Origin of the sequence: Kitasatospora sp. NPDC059571, from assembly GCF_042735675.1 — a bacterium.
Taxonomy (GTDB): domain Bacteria; phylum Actinomycetota; class Actinomycetes; order Streptomycetales; family Streptomycetaceae; genus Kitasatospora.
The window spans coordinates 1-3,234 of sequence record NZ_JBHWBW010000663.1; the positions used below are offsets into that span (position 1 = coordinate 1).

3 protein-coding genes are annotated in these 3,234 nt (G+C 73.4%); all 3 read left to right on the plus strand.

All coding sequences use genetic code 11. From position 1 onward, the window contains the following. Positions 1 to 238 precede the first annotated feature (238 nt). Positions 239 to 1,633, plus strand: a complete 1,395-nt coding sequence (locus ACFV0G_RS37460; RefSeq protein WP_380557715.1) for a dipeptidase — start codon at positions 239 to 241, stop codon at positions 1,631 to 1,633. 34 nt (positions 1,634 to 1,667) lie between these two features. Next, positions 1,668 to 2,606, plus strand: coding sequence for an NAD(+) diphosphatase (gene nudC / locus ACFV0G_RS37465; protein WP_380557718.1), 939 nt, complete (start codon positions 1,668 to 1,670; stop codon positions 2,604 to 2,606). Positions 2,607 to 2,881: 275 nt separating this feature from the next. Beyond that, positions 2,882 to 3,234, plus strand: a 353-nt coding sequence (locus ACFV0G_RS37470; protein ID WP_380557721.1) for an IS110 family transposase, incomplete at its 3' end; no start/stop codon positions are given.

Here is a 3,234-nt window from a genome sequence, read left to right on the forward strand (position 1 = left end):
CGCCCAGACCAACCCCTTCCCATGGAAGCGTAAATGACGGCACGGCGGCTGACGGGGGTTCGACGAAATCGGGAGTGCCGGAGAAGGCGGGCGGGGGGGCGGGGCCGCGCCCGCGCGCGCCCGGCCCCCCCCCCCCGCGGGGCGGGAGGTGGCCGTGGGGCGGGAGGTGACCGAGGTAACGGTGCGGGCGGGGGAGGGCGCGGGCGCGCACCCGTCCGGGCGAACTAAAGTCGTCCGTATGACGAAAACCCCGGACAGCGTCGTCCGCACCTTCATCGACGAGCACGAGACCGCCTTCCTCCAGGAGCTCTCCGACTGGCTGCGCATCCCCTCGGTCTCCGCGGACCCGGACCGGGCCGGCGAGGTCCGCCGCTCGGCCGAGTGGCTGGCCGGGGCCCTGCGCACGACCGGCTTCCCGGTCGCCGAGGTCTGGGAGACGGACGGGCTGCCCGCGGTGTTCGCCGAGTGGCCGTCCGGGGACGAGTCCGCGCCGACCGTGCTGGTGTACGGGCACCACGACGTGCAGCCCGCCGCGAAGGAGGACGGCTGGGACACCGAGCCGTTCACCCCGACCGTGCTGGGCCGCCGGCTGTTCGCCCGCGGCGCGGCCGACGACAAGGGCCAGGTCTTCTTCCACACGCTGGGCGTGCGCGCGCACCTCGCCGCGACCGGCCGCACCGCCCCGGCGGTCAACCTCAAGCTGCTGGTCGAGGGCGAGGAGGAGTCCGGCTCGCCGAACTTCGCCGCCCTGGTGCGCCGTGAGGCCGAACGGCTGGCCGCCGACGTGGTGATGATCTCGGACACCGGCATGTGGTCCGAGACCACGCCGACCGTCTGCACCGGCATGCGCGGACTGGCGGACTGCCAGATCGACTTCTTCGGCCCGGACTCCGACATCCACTCCGGCTCGTTCGGCGGCGCCGTCCCCAACCCGGCGGACGCGGCCGCCGCGCTGGCCGCCGCCCTGCACGACGCCGACCGCAGGGTCGCCGTCCCGGGCTTCTACGACGGCGTGGTCGAGCTGACCGCCGAGGAGCGCGCGCTCTTCGCCGAGCTGCCCTTCGACGAGGCGCAGTGGCTGCGCGTCGCCAAGTCGCACGGCACCCTCGGCGAGGCCGGCTACTCGACCCTGGAGCGGGTCTGGGCCCGGCCCACCGCCGAGGTCAACGGCATCTGGGGCGGCTACACCGGCCCGGGCGGCAAGACCATCGTCCCGGCCGAGGCCCACCTCAAGCTGTCCTTCCGGCTGGTCGCCGGCCAGGAGGTGGAGAAGGTCCGCGAGGCCGTCCGCGCCTGGGTGGCCGAGCAGGTGCCCGAGGGCATCCGGTACGAGATCGCCTTCCCCGGGGCGACCCGGCCCTGCCTGACGCCGCTGGACCACCCGGCGCTGCAGTCGGTCGTCCGGGCGATGGGGCGGGCCTTCGAGCAGAAGATCCTCTTCACCCGCGAGGGCGGCTCCGGCCCGGCCGCGGACCTGCAGGACGTGCTGGGCGCGCCGGTGCTGTTCCTCGGCATCTCGGTGCCCTCCGACGGCTGGCACTCCGTCAACGAGAAGGTGGAGCTGGACCTGCTGCGCAAGGGCGTCGAGACCTCGGCGTACCTGTGGGGCGACCTCGCCGAGAACTGGCGGTGAGCGCGGGTGGGAACGATTCGAATCGCGAACGGGGATGGACGGATTGAGCGCGCCTGACACCAAGCACCTCGCCCTGGCCCGCGCCGGGGTGGACCGGGCCGCGCACCACCGCTTCGACGAGCCCTGGCTCGCCGCGGCATGGAGCCACCCGACCACCAAGGTGCTGCCGATCGCCGGCGGCGAGGTCTTCGTGGTCGACACCGCGACGGGCAGCGAACTGGTGCTGCTGCCGTCCTTCGAGGCGCCGGAGGCGGGTGACCGGTTCTACCTCGGCACCGACGACGACGGCGTCTCGTACTTCGCGCTGGCCGGCGAGAGCCTGCCGGGCCGGCTCGACGGCGACGCCCGGCCGGCCGGGCTGCGCGAGGTCGGGGCGACGCTGTCCGACCGGGACGCCGGGCTGCTGGTGCACGCGGTCGCCCTGGAGCACTGGCACCGGCTGCACAGCTTCTGCTCGCGCTGCGGGCACCGCACCGAGAAGGCCGGTGCGGGCCACGTCCGCCGCTGCACGTCCTGCGCGGCCGAGCACTACCCGCGCACCGACCCGGCGGTGATCATGCTGATCACGGACGGCGAGGACCGCTGCCTGCTGGGGCGCCAGGCGCTCTGGCCGGAGGGCCGCTGGTCGACCCTGGCAGGCTTCGTCGAGCCCGGCGAGTCGATCGAGCAGGCGGTGGCCCGCGAGGTCTTCGAGGAGGCCGGGGTGCGGGTCGCCGACGTCAGCTACGTGGCCAGCCAGCCGTGGCCGTTCCCGTCGAGCCTGATGCTGGGCTTCATGGGTACGGCCGACCCGGCGGGCACCGGGATCACGGTGGACGGCGAGGAGCTCTCGGAGGCGCGCTGGTTCTCCCGCGAGGAGCTGGGCGCGGGGATGGCGGCGGGCGAGATCCTGCCGCCGTCCGGAATTTCGATCGCCCGCCATCTGGTCGAACTCTGGTACGGCGAGCCGCTGCCGGCGACCGCCCGCTGGTAACAGCCGAAAGGGGGCGCGCGGATATTGTCCGCGCGCCCCCGTTACCGTCTTCGTGGCCCCGCAACGGGGTTCCCGGCCTCCCGGCCCGGCATGACTGCGTGCCCCTTGTCGAGCATGATCGAAAAAGTGGTGTCACCGGGCTCGGAGGCGTTGGCAGACCGCTGATGAGGGGCTTGAGCGCCGATCCCGCACCGGGTGAGGCAGGCTCTCCGTAACGTGGATGCCGGCACGCCGATGCCGCAGGGCCGGAGAGGGCGAGACCTGGGGAGGGCCTGTTGACCAGCACCGACGGCATAGATCTCTATCTCGGCCTGGACGTCGGCAAGGGCGAACACCACGCGACCGCGCTCACTCCGGCCGGCAAGAAGGTCTTCGACAGGGCACTGCCCAACAGCGAGCCCAGGCTCCGTGAGCTGTTCATGAGACTGCAGGCCAAGCACGGGACCGTGCTGGTGGTGGTCGACCAGCCGGCCAGCGTCGGGGCCCTGCCGCTGGCCGTCGCCCGCGACACCGGCTGCCGAATCGCCTACCTCCCCGGCCTGACCATGCGCCGGATCGCCGATCTGTATCCCGGCGAGGCGAAGACCGACGCCCGCGACGCGCACGTCATCGCGGACGCCGCCCGCAC

Excerpts from the sequence above, each read along its gene's own strand:
- ACFV0G_RS37460 (WP_380557715.1), top strand. The coding sequence starts at position 239 with ATGACGAAAACCCCGGACAGCGTCGTCCGCACCTTCATCGACGAGCAC.
- nudC (WP_380557718.1), top strand. The coding sequence starts at position 1,668 with ATGGACGGATTGAGCGCGCCTGACACCAAGCACCTCGCCCTGGCCCGC.